The organism is Nostocoides japonicum T1-X7 (genome assembly GCF_001046855.1).
In the GTDB taxonomy this organism is placed as follows: Bacteria; Actinomycetota; Actinomycetes; order Actinomycetales; family Dermatophilaceae; genus Nostocoides; species Nostocoides japonicum.
In genome coordinates this window covers 2,848,664-2,865,047 of sequence record NZ_HF570958.1, presented here as the reverse complement: position 1 = coordinate 2,865,047, position 16,384 = coordinate 2,848,664, and the positions used below count along the sequence as shown (strand labels likewise).

The 16,384-nt window shown below is 73.1% G+C and carries 12 protein-coding genes; 7 read left to right on the top strand and 5 right to left on the bottom strand.

What is annotated here, in order from left to right:
* The first annotated feature begins 137 nt into the window (after window positions 1-137).
* Both BN12_RS12825 and dprA read left to right on the top strand, forming a co-directional pair.
* The gene (locus BN12_RS12825; RefSeq protein WP_048556370.1) at window positions 138-1,688 is read left to right on the top strand and encodes a YifB family Mg chelatase-like AAA ATPase; all 1,551 of its coding nucleotides are present in this window, start codon (window positions 138-140) and stop codon (window positions 1,686-1,688) included.
* Window positions 1,685-2,860, top strand: a complete 1,176-nt coding sequence (gene dprA / locus BN12_RS12820; RefSeq protein WP_048553000.1) for a DNA-processing protein DprA — start codon at window positions 1,685-1,687, stop codon at window positions 2,858-2,860. The genes BN12_RS12825 and dprA overlap by 4 nt, the downstream gene beginning before the upstream one ends.
* A gap of 208 nt (window positions 2,861-3,068) precedes the next feature.
* On the opposite strand, the gene BN12_RS12815 is transcribed toward dprA, so the two are convergent.
* The gene (locus BN12_RS12815; protein ID WP_083454627.1) at window positions 3,069-3,986 is read right to left on the bottom strand and encodes a DMT family transporter; all 918 of its coding nucleotides are present in this window, start codon (window positions 3,984-3,986) and stop codon (window positions 3,069-3,071) included.
* A gap of 1,062 nt (window positions 3,987-5,048) precedes the next feature.
* On the opposite strand from BN12_RS12815, the gene BN12_RS12805 reads away from it, so the two are divergent.
* A complete protein-coding gene (locus BN12_RS12805; RefSeq protein ID WP_048556369.1) occupies window positions 5,049-5,963 on the top strand; it encodes a tyrosine recombinase XerC in 915 nt (304 codons plus the stop codon).
* A gap of 98 nt (window positions 5,964-6,061) precedes the next feature.
* Here the strand turns inward: BN12_RS12805 and BN12_RS26490 are convergent, their stop codons facing one another.
* Window positions 6,062-6,649, bottom strand: a complete 588-nt coding sequence (locus tag BN12_RS26490; protein ID WP_083455003.1) for a murein hydrolase activator EnvC family protein — start codon at window positions 6,647-6,649, stop codon at window positions 6,062-6,064.
* A gap of 406 nt (window positions 6,650-7,055) precedes the next feature.
* Complete coding sequence (locus BN12_RS12795) at window positions 7,056-8,225, bottom strand: pyridoxal phosphate-dependent aminotransferase (protein ID WP_048552993.1); 1,170 nt, start codon at window positions 8,223-8,225, stop codon at window positions 7,056-7,058.
* 196 nt (window positions 8,226-8,421) lie between these two features.
* Between BN12_RS12795 and BN12_RS12790 the strand changes: the two genes are divergently transcribed.
* Window positions 8,422-12,303 (top strand): Pls/PosA family non-ribosomal peptide synthetase, encoded by a 3,882-nt coding sequence (locus BN12_RS12790; protein ID WP_157635480.1) that lies wholly within the window; start codon window positions 8,422-8,424, stop codon window positions 12,301-12,303.
* Window positions 12,303-13,613 (top strand): M1 family metallopeptidase, encoded by a 1,311-nt coding sequence (locus BN12_RS12785; protein WP_235432393.1) that lies wholly within the window; start codon window positions 12,303-12,305, stop codon window positions 13,611-13,613. The genes BN12_RS12790 and BN12_RS12785 overlap by 1 nt, the downstream gene beginning before the upstream one ends.
* Window positions 13,614-13,724: 111 nt before the next feature.
* On the opposite strand, the gene BN12_RS12780 is transcribed toward BN12_RS12785, so the two are convergent.
* Together BN12_RS12780 and BN12_RS12775 are read right to left on the bottom strand one after the other, a co-directional pair.
* Window positions 13,725-14,387, bottom strand: coding sequence for an FMN reductase (locus BN12_RS12780; protein WP_048552990.1), 663 nt, complete (start codon window positions 14,385-14,387; stop codon window positions 13,725-13,727).
* A complete protein-coding gene (locus BN12_RS12775; RefSeq protein ID WP_048552987.1) occupies window positions 14,384-15,562 on the bottom strand; it encodes an LLM class flavin-dependent oxidoreductase in 1,179 nt (392 codons plus the stop codon). The genes BN12_RS12780 and BN12_RS12775 overlap by 4 nt, the downstream gene beginning before the upstream one ends.
* A 160-nt stretch (window positions 15,563-15,722) precedes the next feature.
* Here BN12_RS12775 and BN12_RS12770 point away from each other — a divergent pair, with 160 nt between their 5' ends.
* The gene (locus BN12_RS12770) at window positions 15,723-16,085 is read left to right on the top strand and encodes a tetratricopeptide repeat protein (RefSeq protein WP_048552986.1); all 363 of its coding nucleotides are present in this window, start codon (window positions 15,723-15,725) and stop codon (window positions 16,083-16,085) included.
* An 18-nt stretch (window positions 16,086-16,103) separates the two neighbouring features.
* A partial coding sequence (locus BN12_RS12765) for an FAD-dependent oxidoreductase (protein WP_048552985.1) occupies window positions 16,104-16,384 on the top strand: 281 nt, incomplete at its 3' end.

Sequence of the window (16,384 nt, the reverse complement as noted above, 5' to 3'; positions counted from 1 at the left end):
GGGGCGGGGGGGCTGCCCGCCCGCCGGCACGAGCCGCCACCGGGCGGCCCCCCGGCGGCGCTGCGGATCGACGTCGTCGGCATCCACCGCGCGCCGGGGGCCCGGCCGCGGCTGCGCCACGTCGTGGGGGTGTGCTGATGTCGACGACGGGACAGCTCGGACACACCCTCGCCGTCGCGCTGACCGGCGTCGAGGGCACGATCGTCGACGTCGAGGCGCACATCGCTGGCGGTCTGCCCGCCTTCGTCGTCGGTGGTCTGCCCGACGCGGCCATCTCGCAGGCACCGGACCGGATCCGAGCCGCGGCGGCGACGCTCGGACTCCTCCTCTCCCAGCTGCGGATCACGGTGAACCTCAGCCCGGCCGCGATCCCCAAGCACGGCAGCGCCTTCGACCTGCCGATCGCCGTGGCGGTGCTCGCCGCCCGGTCCGTCCTGCCGCAGCGGCTCGTCGAGGGCGTCGTCCACATCGGCGAGATCGGCCTCGACGGGCGGCTGCGACCCGTCCGCGGTGTGCTTCCCTCGGTCCTGTCGGCCGCCCGGTCCGGCGCGCGTCGGGTCGTCGTCGCGCCCGAGAACGCTGCGGAGGCCCGGCTCGTCGACGGCGTCGAGGTGTGCCCGGCGAGGGATCTGCGGGGGCTCGTCACGGCATACGCCTCGCTGGGGCACGGTCAGGGTTGGCCCGCGTGGGAGGTCCTCGACGAGGGACCCCCGGTCGACGCCTCCGCTCTGGACCTCGCCGACGTCGTCGGCCAGCACGAGGCACGGATGGCCCTGGAGCTCGCCGCGGCGGGCGGTCACCACCTCCATCTCGCCGGGCCGCCGGGAGCCGGCAAGACGATGCTCGCCGAGCGGCTCGTGACGATCCTGCCCCCACTGACCCGCGACGAGGCGCTCGAGGTGATGACCGTGCGGTCGCTGTGCGGGCTGCCCGGCGAGGTGCGCACCCTCCCGACCGTCCCGCCGTTCGTCGCGCCGCACCACAGCGCGACCCAGGCGGCGCTCGTCGGCGGAGGGGGGCCGGTCGTGCGCCCCGGCGCCGTGTCCCGGGCCCACCGTGGCGTGCTCTTCCTCGATGAGGCCCCCGAGTTCGCCGCCCACGCGCTCCAGTCGCTGCGGCAGCCGATGGAGTCCGGGCTGGTCGTCATCGGGAGAGCGATGTCGACCGTCGAGTTCCCGGCCCGGTTCCAGCTCGTCCTCGCCTCGAACCCGTGCCCGTGCGGTCGGGCGTTCGGCAAGGGGACCGACTGCACATGCTCGGCGCTCGCCGCCGTCCGCCGGTATGCCGCGAAGCTGAGCGGCCCGCTCATGGACCGTGTGGACCTCCAGGTGGTGGTGCCCCCGGCGGGCCGGCTCGCGCTGGGGGAGAACGCGGGGGAGTCCAGCGAGGTCGTCGCCGGCCGGGTGTTCGCGGCGCGCGAGGTCCAGCTGCGGCGCTGGGTCGAGCTCGGGTATGCCCTCAACGCCGAGGTTCCCGGTTCGGTCCTGCGCCGGGCGCCGTACCGGTTGCCGGCCCGTGCGACCCGCGACGTCGACGGCGCGCTCGACTCGGGATGGCTGACCCTCCGCGGGTACGACCGGGTGCTGCGGGTGGCGTGGACGTTGAGCGACCTCGCCGGGCAGGTGGCGCCCGGTGCCGACGAGGTGTCCACGGCCCTCGGCCTGCGCCAGCGGACGGTGGCGGCATGAGTGCCGGCGACTCGGCGGAGCGCGCGGCCCGGATCGCCTGGTCGCGGATCAGCGAGCCGTGCGACGCCGAGGTGACGACGCTCCTCGCCGAGCACGGGCACGTCGCCGCGCTCGACGGGGTGCGCAGCGGCGACCTCGCGAGGGACCGGCCGTTCGCCGATCGGCTGCGCGGGTTCGACGCGGGGCATGAGCTCGAGTCCGTGGCGCTGCTCGGAGCCCGGATCGTCGTCCCCGCCGACGAGGAGTGGCCGGCCGGGCTCGACGCCCTACCCCAGCCTCCCCACGCGCTCTGGGTCCGTGGCGACGTCCCGCTCGGCGACCTGTGCCGGCGGGCGGTCTCCATCGTCGGTGCTCGGGCGGCGACGCACTACGGGCTCCGGGTCGCCACCGACCTCGGGGCCGGCATGGCCGAGCGGGGCTTCACCGTCGTCTCCGGGGCGGCATTCGGCATCGACGCGGCCGCCCATCGCGGGGCGCTCGCCGTCGACGGACTGACCGTCGCGGCTCTCGCCTGTGGCATCGATCGGGCCTATCCCCAGGCCCATGATCGCCTCCTGAAGGAGATCGCCGGCTACGGCGCCGTCATCACCGAGCTCGCGCCGGGGCAGCCGCCGTATGCGAGCCGTTTCCTCCTGCGGAACCGGCTCATCGCGGCGATCTCCCAGGGGACCGTTGTCGTCGAGGCAGGGCTGCGGTCGGGATCGCTCAACACGGTTCGGACCGCCGACGCGCTCGGCCGGGAGGTGGCCGCGGTCCCCGGTCCCGTGACGAGCGCCGTCTCCGCCGGATGCCACAAGGCGGTGCGCGAGATGAACGCGCAGCTGGTGACCGACGCCGCCGAGCTGGCCGAGCTCGTCGGCCGGATCGGCGAGGACCTCGCGCCCACGAAGCGAGTGACCGCTCTCGACGGGGACTGGTCCGACACCGACCGGCTCGTCCACGGCCGGGTCCCGGTGCGCCGACCCCTCGGGCTGGACGCGCTCGTCGCCGAGGTGGGGTTGGCCCCGAGGACGATCCTCGCCGCCTTGGGGCGTCTGGAGGTGGCCGGGGCGATCCGACGTCGCGACGAGGGCTGGCAGAAGGTGCCCGCCCCGAGGAGTGCCGCGACGCCCGGCACCGCCCATTCCTCCGGGCCCCGGCTCTCCGACCCCACCGCCCGTCACCCGTCGTGACCGTCACCCTCGTGACCATCAATCGTCGTCACCACCTGCTCGACGTCTACTCGATACGGCGCCCGAGCCCAGCCGCTCCCGCATTCGCGGGGTTGCTCCGTCAGCAGTCGTGGCCAGGTGCTCGGAGTTCCGTTCGCCGCTCTTGGCACTGGCCACTCCCGCACCTGCGGTGGCACCTCGTCGTCGGTCGACACGAGGATGACCTCCCTCAGCTTCGGGTGCGCCGGCCGGGACGGCCGGCGTGGGTCGTCTCGCTGCGTGCGGCATCCGCGACCGAGACGAGGAGCAGGACCGCACCGGCGAGCCCGACGATCGTGATCGTCTCGTGCAGCAGGAGCACCGACAGCATCGTGGCGGTCGTCGGCTCCAGAAGTGCGATGACGACGGCTGTCGACGCCGAGGCACCCTGCAGCCCACGGAAGAAGAGAGCGTAGGCCGCGGCCGTCGGGATGAGCGCGAGGGCGGCGAGGAGGGTGAGTGACCGGGCGTCCAGGGTCACGGCGAGTCCTCCCGCCCCGGTCATGCGGTCCGTGACGGTGACCGAGACCGCGAGCAGCGCGCCCCCGATGACGAACCCGACGCCGACGGACGCTTGCGGATCCAGGTCCGCCGGTGTCCGGCGGCCCTCCATCGTGAAGCCGGCGAAGGCCCCTCCTGCGACGAGCGCGAGCCCTGCACAGCCGACGGTCGATGCCGTCGACCGGCCGCCTTCCGGGGCGCCGACGAGGAGAGCGAGGCCGACGACGCCGAGGCACGCCGCGCGCACCTGGGCGGCCGTGGGCCGTGCGCCGCGCACGCGATCGACGACGAGCACGACGAGGGGCGCCGACCCGATGGCCACGAGGGTGGCGACGCTGACCGATCCGATGTGCAGGGCCGAGAAGTAGGCGGCCTGGAAGATCGCGGCGAGGACGCCAAGGCTGGCGACGTGCCGCCACGCCTTCCGGCGACGAGGCATCCGAGCCCGCCGGAAGAGGCAGTAGACCACCAAGGCCAGCCCGCCGAGACCGAGCCGGTAGGCCGCGATCGCCGGGCCGCCGAGACCCGTCGCGGTCGCCAGCAGCTGGCCGGTGATGCCTCCGGTGCCCCAGAGCACACCGGCGAGAACGATCTGGAGGACCGCCACGCGCGACGCGCCCGGCAGGGGAGTCCGGTCGCGGCGGTCGCGGCGGGCGGTCGCGGCGGAGTAGGGACCTGAGGGCCCCGGCCCGGTCGGCCGAGGAGATGTGGGCGCTTGAGGTGGACGTGGACGCGTGGGCGTCCGAGGGGGTGGTGGACGCGTGAGCGTCCGAGGTGGTGGTGGACGCGTGGGCGTCTGAGGTGGTGGTGGACGCGCAGGCGTCCGAGGATGAGGACATTGAGATGGGCTCCATCGACGAGAAGGGGTGGGTTCTCGACGCGGGGCACCGGCCGACGGGCCAACGGCAGGCTCGCGGCACGGACGCGCTCGGTGCGCGTCAGGACCCCGCGGTCAGGAGCGCGGGGGCGGGGTGCTGACGTACACACGATGCATGCCCCGGACGATAGCGCCCCCCCGAGCCGAACGCCGAGCGTGTTTCACGGATCGGTCGGCGGACGACCGGGAACCGCATGCACCAGGCAGCCCCGCATCACCTGATGGGCGGAGCTGTTCGGGACCCGTGGTGCACAGGCTCCGATCGGGTGCCAGACCGCCGGGCTGGTGGGCGGCCGGACCGTCAGCCAGGTGTCGGTGTGCCGGTCGCGCGCGGGATCGGTGCTGGGCCGGGTGGTGCACAGGCCCCGATCGGGTGCCAGGCCGCCAGGCCCGGTGGACGGCCGGGCCGTCAGCCAGGTGTCGGTGTGCCGGTCGTGCGCGGGATCGATGCTTGGGGGTGGTGGTGCACAGGCCCCGATTGAGTGCCAGACCGCCGGGCTGGTGGGCGGCCGGGCCGTCAGACAGGTGTCGGTGTGCCGGTCGCCGCGCGGATTCGATGCTGGGGGTGGTGGTGCACAGGCCCCGATTGGGTGCCAGACCGCCAGGCCGGTGGTGCACAGGCCCCGATCGGGTGCCAGATCGCCAGGCTGGTGGTGCACAGGCCCCGATTGGGTGCCAGACCGCCAGGACGGTGGACGGCCGGACCGTGGGTAGGCCGATCCCGACGGCCGGGTTGTGCCGGCTCCGGCGCGGATCGACGATGACGACGACGATGCGTGGCACGGTGGAGGAGTGTCCGACGCAGCCGACCGCGCGCTCTCCGGGTTCGCGCGCCATCTCGGTCTCGAGCGCGGACGATCGGCCCACACCGTGCGGGCCTATGTCACCGATGTGACCGGCCTGCTCGCCCACCTGGCGCAGGAGAGCGGCACCGATGACCCTCGCGAGCTGACCCTGCGCGACCTGCGCAGCTGGCTCGGCGGCGTGGCGTCGAGGGGCGCAGCGAGGACGACCGTTGCTCGCAAGGCCGCGGCGGCGAGGACCTTCTGCCGGTGGGCGCACGCGACGGGCATCCTGGCGACGGACCCTTCGGTGCGGCTCGCCGCCCCCCGTGCCCGGCGTACCCTGCCCGACGTTCTCGGCGCACAACAGGCGACGGCGGCCGCCGATCTCGCGGCGATCCGGGCCGACGACGCCGACCCTGTGCACATCCGCGACCTCGCCGTGCTCGAGCTGCTCTACGGCACGGGGATGCGCGTGGGCGAGCTCACCGGTCTCGATGTCGACGATGTCGACCTCCGGAGCTGCACGGCCCGGGTCCTCGGCAAGGGAGCCAAGGAACGGACCGTCCCCTTCGGGGTACCCGCTCGGCGCGCCGTCGAGGACTGGCTCGACCGGGGCCGCCCGCGGTTGGTCGTCGAGGGATCGGGACCGGCGCTCTTCCTCGGGCGGCGCGGTCGCCGGCTCGACCCTCGCCAGGTGCGCACGATGGTCCACGAGGTCCTCGGCGAGGTCGACGGTGCACCCGATCTCGCCCCGCACGGTCTGCGGCACTCTGCCGCGACCCACCTGTTGGAGGGCGGCGCCGACATCCGTGTCGTCCAGGAGCTGCTCGGCCATGCCTCGCTCGCGACGACCCAGCTCTACACCCACGTATCGATCGAGCGGCTCAAGGCCTCCTACGCCCAGGCCCACCCGCGCGCCTAGCGAGCGGGCTGACAGGCGAGGCGACCGTGCCGTCGCCTACGGCCCCAGCGCGCACGGGGACACGACCCACGACGTCAGGCGCTGACGGCGTCCGGCTGCTACGGCCCCCGCGCCGGTGGGCCATGGAGCGGGAGGAGGCGGACTCGCCACCCACCGAGAAGCAGGAGCGGGTCGAGGTACTCGGCGCCACGGATGGCACCGAGATGAAGGCAGGTGGAGGTGCAGTGGGATCCCGCCGATTCGACGAGGCCGATGGTTTGACCCGCCTCGACCGACTCTCCGGTGCGCACCGACGCTCCGACAGGCTCGTAGGTCGACCGGATGCCGTCGGCGTGCAGGACGCTGATCGTCGGTTTGCCCGCGATGACGCCGACATGGCTGACGGTTCCGGACGCGACGGCGAGCACGGGCTCTCCTGGAGTGGCCGCAAGGTCGATGCCGCGATGCCCGGCGCCCCACGTCGTCGCCGGCGGGGCGAACCGACGCAGCACCACCGGCCGGGGCGACAGGGGCCATTGCCAACGACGACGGGTTGAGGGTTGGGGGGTTGTCGCCGACCGAGGGGTCGGTGCGACCTGTCCGGACAGGGCTGAGGCGGGATCGGCCGCCGGGGGTCCTGCCCGTGGTTCCTGATGGCCTGCACCACGTGCGGCCGCAGGGTCGAGTGCCACACCCGGCGCCTGCATGGCAGGGGGCTGTGCCCGCGATGCCGCGCCACCCTCGTCAGGTCGCAGCGCGGCCGCTCCGGTCGGCGGTGCGACGACGAGGAGCAGCACGGCGATCGCGGTCGGGAGCAGGCGCCGGGTGTGCATGAGGACCACCGTGCCCGTCCCGGCACATCCGGGAGAACCTCGGCCGAGCCCCTGTGGACGAGTTCCGCCGGTGTCATGGGTATCTGGACAACACGGGCGGCCGCCGTGAGCGACGCGAGCCGTCGCTCGGTAGGGAACTGTCCGGGGGATGCCGTGGTCAGGCCACGGTGAGCGAGGCGAGCCGTCGCTCGGCTGGCAGCCGGCGGTGGATGCCGTGGTCAGGCCACGGTGAGCGAGGCGAGCCGTCGCTCGGTAGGGAACTGTCCGGGGGTCGCCGGGCTCAGGTCACGGTGAGCGAGGCGAGCCGGGAGACCGCCTCCCGGAGGACCTCGTCCTTCTTGCAGAAGGCGAAGCGGACGAGCGTCCGGGCCGCGTCCTTGTCGTCGTGGAAGACCGACACCGGGACGGCGACGACACCGGCACGTTTGGGGAGCTCACGGCAGAAGGTGAGGGCGTCCGATGCGCCCAGCGGCGCGGCGTCGGCGACGACGAAGTACGTCCCCGAGGGCACGCACACCTGCAACCCCGCGGATCGCAGACCGGCCACGAGGAGGTCTCGCTTGTCCTGCAGCGACCGGGAGAACGCGGCATACCGCGCGTCACCGAGACCGAGTCCCCGCGCGATGGCGGGCTGGAACGGTCCGGACGCGACATAGGTGAGGAACTGCTTGACGGCACGCACCCCGGCGATCGCCTCGCCGGGGCCGGACACCCAACCGACCTTCCACCCCGTTGTCGAGAACGTCTTGCCGCCGGAGGAGATCGTGAGGGTGCGCTCCCGCATACCGGGCAGGGTGGCCGCGGCCACGTGGGTCAGGCCGTCGAAGACGAGATGCTCGTAGACCTCGTCGGTCACGACCCACGCGTCGTGCTCGCGGGCGAGCGCGCAGACCAGCTCGACCTCCTCCCGCGTGAACACCTTGCCCGTGGGATTGTGCGGGGTGTTGAGGAGGACGAGCCGCGTGCGGTCGGAGAAGGCCGCCCGAAGCGACGCCTCGTCGACGGCGAAGTCGGGGAAGCGCAGCACCGAGGTCCGGCGAACGGCTCCGGCGAGGGCGATCGTCGCGGCGTACGAGTCGTAGTAGGGCTCGAAGGTCACGACCTCGTCCCCGGGCTCGCAGAGCGCGAGGACCGTCGCGGCGATGGCCTCCGTCGCACCCGCCGTGACGAGGACCTCGGTCCGCGGGTCGAGCCGGATGCCGTAGAAGCGCTCCTGGTGCGCGGCGACGGCGTCGAGGAGCTCCGGCACGCCGGGCCCGGGCGGGTACTGGTTGCGCCCACCGTGGATCGCCGACACCGCCGCGTCGAGCACCTCCTGCGGACCGTCGGTGTCGGGGAATCCCTGCCCGAGGTTGATCGCGTCGTGCTCGAGCGCGAGGGCCGACATCTCGGCGAAGATCGTCGTCCCGAACTCGGCGAGGCGGGGGTTGGCCGGTGGGCGGGCACTCATGAGCCGACTGTATGCCGTCGCGGCACGCCTCCCGTTCGGCGGTGCCTGGTCTCCGCTCGGCTCTGCGGCTTGTCGTCCCAGAGGCCGTTCGGGATGCGGCGAGCATCCTTCGCCGGAGATGAACGGACGGTGAAACGACCGTCCCGCGGGCCGGTCCGTGCCCGGCGGAGGTGCCCGCTGGGCCACACTGGGCACCGTGGCTCCGCATGCGCTGCTCCCGACTCTCACGGCGGGGTCACGCGCCCCGGCCCCGCGGACCCTCGTCGACATCTTCGAGGAGACGGTCGAGGCGTGTCCCGACGACCTCGCGGTGGACAACGGTGTGAGCGTCCTGACCTACCGCGAGCTCGACACGGCAGCCCGTGAGCTCGCCGATCGCCTCGCCGGGCTGGGGATCGGGCGGGGCTCCAGGGTCGGGGTCCGCGTGCGCTCGGGCACAACCGACCTCTATGTCGCGATCCTGGGGACCCTCCTGGCGGGTGCCGCCTATGTCCCCGTCGATGCCGAGGACCCGGCCGATCGCGCCCGGACGGTGTTCTCGGAGGCGCAGGTCGAGGCCGTCGTCGGGAACCATCTCGAGGTCATGCCGTCCGCCCGCGGGGACGCCGCGGCGGCCGGGGGAGCCGACCCGTCAGCCGGCGGAGCCGGTCCGCCGACGACGGACGACGACGCCTGGATCATCTTCACCTCCGGCTCGACGGGCACGCCCAAGGGAGTCGCCGTCACCCATCGCAACGCCGCGGCCTTCGTCGACGCGGAGTCGCGGATATTCTTGCAGGACAAGCCCATCGGGCCGGGTGACCGCGTGATGGCGGGCCTGTCGGTGGCCTTCGACGCGAGCTGCGAGGAGATGTGGCTGGCCTGGGCCCACGGAGGATGCCTCGTGCCGGCTCCCCGCTCGCTCGTCCGCTCCGGAGTCGACGTCGGACCGTGGCTCGTGGCCAACGACATCACCGTCGTCTCCACCGTGCCCACCCTCGTGGCGCTGTGGCCGCCGTCGGCCCTCGACGCGGTCCGGCTGCTCATCCTCGGCGGCGAGGCGGCGCCGGCCGAGCTCGCCGCCCGCCTGCAGCGCGACGGACGCGAGGTGTGGAACACCTACGGCCCGACCGAGGCGACGGTCGTGGCGTGCGGCACCCTGCTCGACGGGAGCGAGCCCATCCGTATCGGGCTGCCCCTCGACGGCTGGGATCTCGCCGTCGTCGACGCCGACGGCGAGCCGGTCGCCGAGGGGGAGACCGGCGAGCTCGTCATCGGAGGCGTCGGCCTCGCGCGCTACCTCGACCCCGTCAAGGACGCCGAGAAGTACGCCCCCATGCCGACTCTCGGCTGGCCCCGGGCATACCGGTCCGGAGACGTCGTCCGCAACGACGCCGAGGGACTCGTCTTCGCCGGTCGCCAGGACGACCAGATCAAGCTCGGCGGACGGCGGATCGAGCTCGGTGAGATCGACGGGCAGCTGCTCCGGCTCCCGGGCGTCCACGGGGCGGCGGCCGCCGTCCGTGGCACGGCATCGGGCAACCGGATCCTCGTCGGGTACCTCACCGTCGACGAGCGGTTCGACGCCGACGCGGCCCTCGCCCTGCTGCGCGAGCGGATGCCGGCGGCGCTCGTCCCACGCCTCGCTGTCGTCGACACGCTGCCGACCCGCACCTCCGGCAAGGTCGACCGCGACGCCCTCCCGTGGCCGCTGCCCAAGCGGCAGGGCCCGGGTGCGGGCGAGCTCTCCGGCACCCAGGCCTGGCTCGCCGACATCTGGCGCGACGTCCTCGCCGCCGACGCCACGAGCGAGACGGCGGACTTCTTCGACTTCGGGGGCGGCTCGCTCACGGCGGCCCAGACCGTCGGTCGCATCCGGGAGCGGTTCCCCGAGGTCGCCGTCGGCGACGTCTACGCATACCCGACGATCGGCTCGATGACGGACTACCTGGAAGCCCTGGCTCCGAGCGCCACCCCGACCAACCGCAAGGTCAAGCCGATCCGGTTCAAGACCCAGCTCGGACAGATGCTGGCCATCCCACCGCTCCTGGCCCTCGCTGCGCTCCGGTGGCTCGCCTGGATCATGCTCGGGGCGACGCTCCTGCACGACAGCGTCGCGTGGCTGCCGGCATACCCCTGGTGGCTGCTCGTCGTCACGACCGTCCTGCTCATCCTTCCGCCGGGCCGGATGGCGTTGTCCGCCGGGGCGATCCGCATCGTCCTTCGGGGCGTCGAGCCGGGGGAGTACCCGCGCGGCGGGCGGATCCACCTGCGACTGTGGCTCGCCGAGCGTCTCCAGGACGCCTTCGGCGCGACGTCGTTGGCGGGTGCGGTGTTCTTCACCTGGTATGCCAGGCTGCTCGGCTGCCGGGTCGGGCGGGGCGTCGATCTCCACGCGCTGCCGCCCGTCACCGGCTTCCTCCGGATCGGTGGACACGCGTCGATCGAGCCGGAGGTCGACCTGTCCGGCACCTGGGTGGACGGCGACGTCGTCCACCTCGGAGTGGTCCGGATCGGCGCCTGGGCTCGGGTCGGGGCGCGGAGCACGCTCGGTGCCGGCGCGAGCGTCGGGAAGGATGCCGAGGTCGCACCAGGCTCGTTCGTCGACGGACGGGTCGACTCGGGCGAGTACTGGTCGGGCGCCCCTGCGGAGCGGGTCAGTCGACGGGGCCGCGGCCCGTGGACCGACGAGGTGCCGCCCCGTGGCCGCGCTTGGCTCATCGGGTATGCCGTCGCCTCACTCGTGGTCTCCGGACTGCCGTGGGTGGCGGCCGCCGTCGGATCGCTCGTCGTGTGGGCCCGCGTCCGGGACACGGACTCGCTCGGCGCCGCGGTGCGGCAGGGGCTGCCCTGGGTGCCGGTCGCCGGGTTCGTCGGGTTCGCAACGCTCCTCGTCCTCGTGCTCCTCGTCGTGCGGCTCTGCGGGTTGCTCGTCGCACCGGGCCACCATCCCGTCCGCTCGGCGCACGGCATCGCGATCTGGGCGACGATGAGAGTCCTCGACGACGCCCGTGACTGGCTCTTCCCGCTGTATGCCGGCGCCCTCACCCCGCTGTGGCTGCGGCTCCTCGGCACTGAGGTCGGCAGGGGCGTCGAGGCCTCGACGGTCGCTCTCATCCCGAAGCTCACCGAGATCGGCGACCACGCGTTCCTCGCCGACGACACGCTCGTCGGCGGCTACGAGCTGGCGGGAGGCTGGATCCGGGTCGAGCGGGTCAAGGTCGGCAAGCGGGCCTTCCTCGGCAACTCCGGCATGGCGGCACCGGGACGCAAGATCCCCAAGGCGGCGCTCGTCGCCGTCCTGTCCGCGGCGCCTCGCCGCGGCGCGGCGAAGGCCGGCTCGTCGTGGATGGGGAGTCCTCCCGTCGCGCTGCGGCGGGTCGCCGAGGCGGCCGATCTCTCTCACACCTACGAGCCGTCGACCGCGCTGAAGCTGCGCCGTGCGCTCATCGAGACGCTCCGGTGCGTTCCGTTGCTCCTCGCGGTCCTCACCGCCCTGGGGGTCGGCACCGCGCTTCTCGCCCTCCTGACGTGGCATCTGGCGGCCGCCGTCGTTCTCGGCTGGGTACCGCTGCTCCTCGCCGGCATCGTCGCCGCCCTCGTCGCCGCTGCGGCGAAATGGGTTCTCGTGGGCCGGCATACGGTCGCGCAGCATCCCTTGTGGTCCGGCTTCGTGTGGCGCAACGAGCTCGCCGACACCTTCACGGAGGTTCTCGCCGCCCGGTGGTTCTGCCCCGTGACGCTCGGGACGCTGGTGCTCAACGTGTGGTTCCGGATGCTCGGCGCGCGGATCGGCGACGGTGTGTGGTGCGACTCGTACTGGCTCCCGGAGACCGATCTCGTCGAGCTCGGCGACGGGGCGACGGTCAACGCCGGCTGCGTCGTCCAGACCCACCTGTTCCACGACCGGGTCCTGTCGATGGAGCGGGTCGTGCTGCAGCCCGGCGCGACGCTCGGGCCCAACTCGGTTATCCTGCCGGCCGCGAGCATCGGTCGGAACGCGACGGTCGGGCCGGCCTCGCTCGTCATGCGTGGGGAGTCCGTGCCGAGCCGCACCCGGTGGATCGGCAACCCCATCGGACCGTGGGAGGAGACATAGTGCCGGGCACGGACCCGTACGTTCCCGGGCACGGTGACGCCGCATACGGCGTGGACCATTACGACCTCGCCCTCACCTACCGGCCGTCGAGCAACCAGCTGCGCGGTGAGGCGAGGCTCGCGGTGACGACCCGGCGCGAGACCGACCGGCTGCGTGTCGACCTGCACCACCTCGCGGTCCGCGGCGTGACGGTGGAGGGTGCCGCGCTCGCCCGCGACGCCCACAAGGGCGGCCATCTCAGCGTCGTCCTGCGCGAGAGGGTCCCCGCCGGGACGGTTCTGACCGTCACCGTCCGGTATGCGGGGACCCCGCGGACCATCCGGGCTCGACACCTCGGGGACGCGGGGTGGGAGGAGCTCGAGGACGGCGTGATCGTCGCCTCCCAACCGCACGGTGCTCCGTCGTGGTTCCCCTGCAACGACCGCGTCGACGACAAGGCGACGTACGCCGTGTCGTTCACCGCGCCGGCGGGGTACGTCGTGGCCTTCAGCGGCGAGACGCGCTGTGCCAAGCGTCGCGGTGCGTCGGTCACCTGGCAGTTCGACCAGACCCACCCGATGGCTCCGTACCTCGCGACGATCCAGCTGGGCCGGTATGTCGAGACGCGTCTGGCCACCGGCGCGGCCGGCACGACGCCGATCACCGTCCTCCATCCGGCCGGTCTCGACCGCGACGCCTTCGCGGCCTCGTTCGGGCGACAGCCGGAGATGATGCGCTGCTTCGGGGAGCTCTTCGGGGCCTACCCCTTCGACGGGTACCGCACCGTCGTGACCGACGACCCGCTCGAGATCCCCCTGGAGTCCCAGTCGCTCTCGACGTTCGGTCGCAACCACTGCTCGGCGGAGTGGGAGGAGGTGCGTCTCGTCGCGCACGAGCTCGCGCACCAGTGGTTCGGCAATGCCGTGACCGTCCGGAGCTGGCGCGACATCTGGCTCCACGAGGGGTTCGCCTGCTACGCCGAGTGGCTGTGGTCCGAGGCGTCCGGCCTCTCGACGGCCGACGAGTGGGCGGCCCATCACCACGCCCGTCTGGCCGGCCTGCCCCAGGACCTCGTCCTCGGCGACCCGGGCCCGGAGCTGATGTTCGACGACCGGGTCTACAAACGAGGCGCGTTGACGCTCCACGCCCTGCGCCGCACGGTCGGCGACGACGCGTTCTTCGGGGTCCTGTCGTCGTGGGTCCGCGAGCATGCCGGCGGATCCGTGACGACCGCCGACTTCGTCGGGCATGCCGAGCGGGTCACCGGATCCGAGCTCGCCGGACTGCTCGCGGCGTGGATCGACGCCCCGGAGCTGCCGCCGCTGCCCTGAGCCCCTGTCGCGTCAGGCGGAGGCATCGGTGGCGCTCAGGCCCCGATCGGGTGCGAGATCGCCGGGTGGTGCTCAGGCCCCGATCGGGTGCGAGATCGCCGGGTGACGGGATCAGCCGTCGTGGCCGCGCAGCAGGTCCGCGAACGGCGTGAGCGGGCCGATCGAGAGGGCAGTGCCGCGGCGTGAGTCCTCCGGGGACGGCGTGAATCCTTGCACGGCAACGGGTTCGGCGACGATGAGGGCGGCCAGCTGGCCGGCCGCCCGCTGCACCCGCGCGGCGAGGGTCGCGCCCGCCTCGCCACCTCCGCCGAAGTCCTCCGTCGCGGCGAAGACACCGGTCGGGACGACGACCGCCCGGAGGTGGGCGAAGAGCGGACGCATCGCGTGGTCGAGGACGAGGCTGTGGCGGGCGGTCCCTGCCGTGGCGGCGACGAGGACCGGCATACCCTCCAGGGCGTCGACGCCGGCGACGTCGAAGAACATCTTGAACAGGCCGCTGTACGACGCCGCGAAGACCGGCGTCACGGCGACGAGCCCGTCGGCGGCGGCGACGGTGCGCAGCGCGTCGACCACGGCCGGCGTCGGCAGGCCGCCCGTCGTGAGGGTCTGGGCGAGGGCGACCCCGAGCTCACGCAGCTCGATGACGTCGACGTCGAGTGCCTCGCCGCGCGCCGTCACCGCGGTGCGGACGGCGTCGGAGAGCTGGTCGGCGAGCAGCCGGGTCGACGACGGCTCGGACAGGCCGGCCGTGACGACGGCGAGACGACGGCTCATCGGGCACCGACCGTCGTGGTGTCCGTGTCCGTGTCCTCGACGTGGGCGTTGTCGGCGGAGACGCGCTCCCGCGCCGGGACGACGAGGCGGTGCGAGCTGTCGGGCCCCGCCGCGACGAGGGAGGCGTGGGTCGGCGGGTCGCTCGGCACGTGGGCGGGCCGCCGAGCCTCGAACTCCTTGCGCAGGACGGGGACGACCTGCGAGCCGAGGATCTCGAGCTGGTCGAGGACGACGGGCAGCGGAAGCCCCGCGTGGTCCATGAGGAACAGCTGGCGCTGGTAGTCGCCCACCGCGTCGGCGAAGGTCAGGGTCCGGTCGATGACCTGCTGCGGCGAGCCGACGGTGAGCGGGGTGTAGCTCGAGAACTCCTCGAGCGACGGGCCGTGTCCGTAGACCGGGGCGTTGTCGAAGTAGGGCCGGAACTCCCGGACGGCGTCCTGGCTGTTCTTGCGCATGAAGACCTGCCCGCCGAGTCCGACGATCGCCTGGTCGTAGCGGCCGTGGCCGTAGTGCTCGAAGCGACGCCGGTAGAGGTCGACCATGGCAGCCGTGTGCTCCATGTTCCAGAAGATGTTGTTGTGGAAGAAGCCGTCGCCGTAGAAGGCCGCCTGCTCGGCGATCTCTGGCGAGCGGATCGAGCCGTGCCAGACGAACGGCGGGGTGTCGTCGAGGGGAGACGGCGTCGAGGTGTAGCCGCGCAGCGGGGTGCGGTGCTCGCCCTCCCAGTCGACGACCTTCTCGCGCCACAGCCGGCGCAGGAGGTGGTAGTTCTCCACGGCGAGCGGGATCCCGTCGCGGATATCCTTGCCGAACCATGGGTAGACCGGCCCGGTGTTGCCGCGGCCCATCATGAGGTCGACGCGGCCGCCCGAGAGGTGCTGCAGCATCGCGTAGTCCTCGGCGATCTTCACCGGGTCGTTCGTCGTGATGAGGGTCGTCGCCGTCGACAGCCGGAGCGTCGAGGTCCGGGCGGCGATCCAGCCGAGCAGCGTCGTGGGGGAGGAGGGCACGAACGGCGGGTTGTGGTGCTCGCCCGTCGCGAAGACGTCGAGCCCGACCTCCTCGGCCGTGAGCGCGATCCGCGTCATCGCTGCGATGCGCTCGCCCTCGCTCGGGGTGCGGCCGGTCGTCGGGTCGGTCGTCACGTCGCCGACGCTGAAGATTCCGAACTGCATGGGGCTCTGTACCTCCTATATCGTTGCGATTTCAACTATACAACCGAGGTGCGTCCGTCCCTATTCCGCGCCCCGCCGCGCGGCGGGGGAGAGGGAATGCCGAGGCGCGGCATACGTTGAAAGGGCCACCGCGCCGGCGAGCGAGAGAGGAAGCCGAGCGATGTCGATGTATGCCATGCCCACCCCGAGCGCGTACGACCTGTTCCGCTCCGCCCAGCGGCTCTTCGCGCGCAAGCGGTATCTCGAGGCGTCCCACGAGCTCGAGGCGCTGCTCGGGCATCCCGACGCGTGCGACCCGCAGGGGCACGGCGTCCACGATGCCCGCCAGCTGCTCGCTCGCGCGTACTACCACTCCGCCCAGCTGTCGAGGGCCGAGGGACTGAGCCGGGCGATCCTCGAGGACCACCCCGACGACGCGTACACGATGCTCCTCCTCGGCCGAACGCTCCAGCGCGCGCACCGCGGCGAGGAGGCACGGGGTTGGCTGCACCGCGCCGAGGTCCTCGGCCAGTCGCTCACCTGAGATCGGTCGCGCCACGTCATGGGTCGGTTCCGGGTCCACATCGTCGGCGGGGGCATCGCCGGGCTCACGCTCGCGGCGGCGCTCGATCCCGACCGGTTCGCCGTGACCCTCCACGAGGCCCAGCCCGAGCGGCGGGACGTCGGGGCCGTGCTCGGTGTCTGGCCCTCCGCCCGGCGCGTCCTGGAGACCCTCGGCGCCTGGGACCGGTGCGCCGAGCGGTCCGTCCGCTCGCCCGGCGGCGCGCTCCACGACCTGTCCGGTCGCCGGCTCGTCGCCGCCCGGTCCGCGGCCGGGCTCGT

What these genes read in the sequence shown, in the direction of transcription:
- BN12_RS12780 (WP_048552990.1), bottom strand. Translation starts at nt 14,387, where the DNA reads ATGAGCCGTCGTCTCGCCGTCGTCACGGCCGGCCTGTCCGAGCCGTCG.
- BN12_RS12825 (WP_048556370.1), top strand. Translation starts at nt 138, where the DNA reads ATGTCGACGACGGGACAGCTCGGACACACCCTCGCCGTCGCGCTGACC.
- BN12_RS12795 (WP_048552993.1), bottom strand. Translation starts at nt 8,225, where the DNA reads ATGAGTGCCCGCCCACCGGCCAACCCCCGCCTCGCCGAGTTCGGGACG.
- dprA (WP_048553000.1), top strand. Translation starts at nt 1,685, where the DNA reads ATGAGTGCCGGCGACTCGGCGGAGCGCGCGGCCCGGATCGCCTGGTCG.
- BN12_RS26490 (WP_083455003.1), bottom strand. Translation starts at nt 6,649, where the DNA reads ATGCAGGCGCCGGGTGTGGCACTCGACCCTGCGGCCGCACGTGGTGCA.
- BN12_RS12770 (WP_048552986.1), top strand. Translation starts at nt 15,723, where the DNA reads ATGTCGATGTATGCCATGCCCACCCCGAGCGCGTACGACCTGTTCCGC.
- BN12_RS12775 (WP_048552987.1), bottom strand. Translation starts at nt 15,562, where the DNA reads ATGCAGTTCGGAATCTTCAGCGTCGGCGACGTGACGACCGACCCGACG.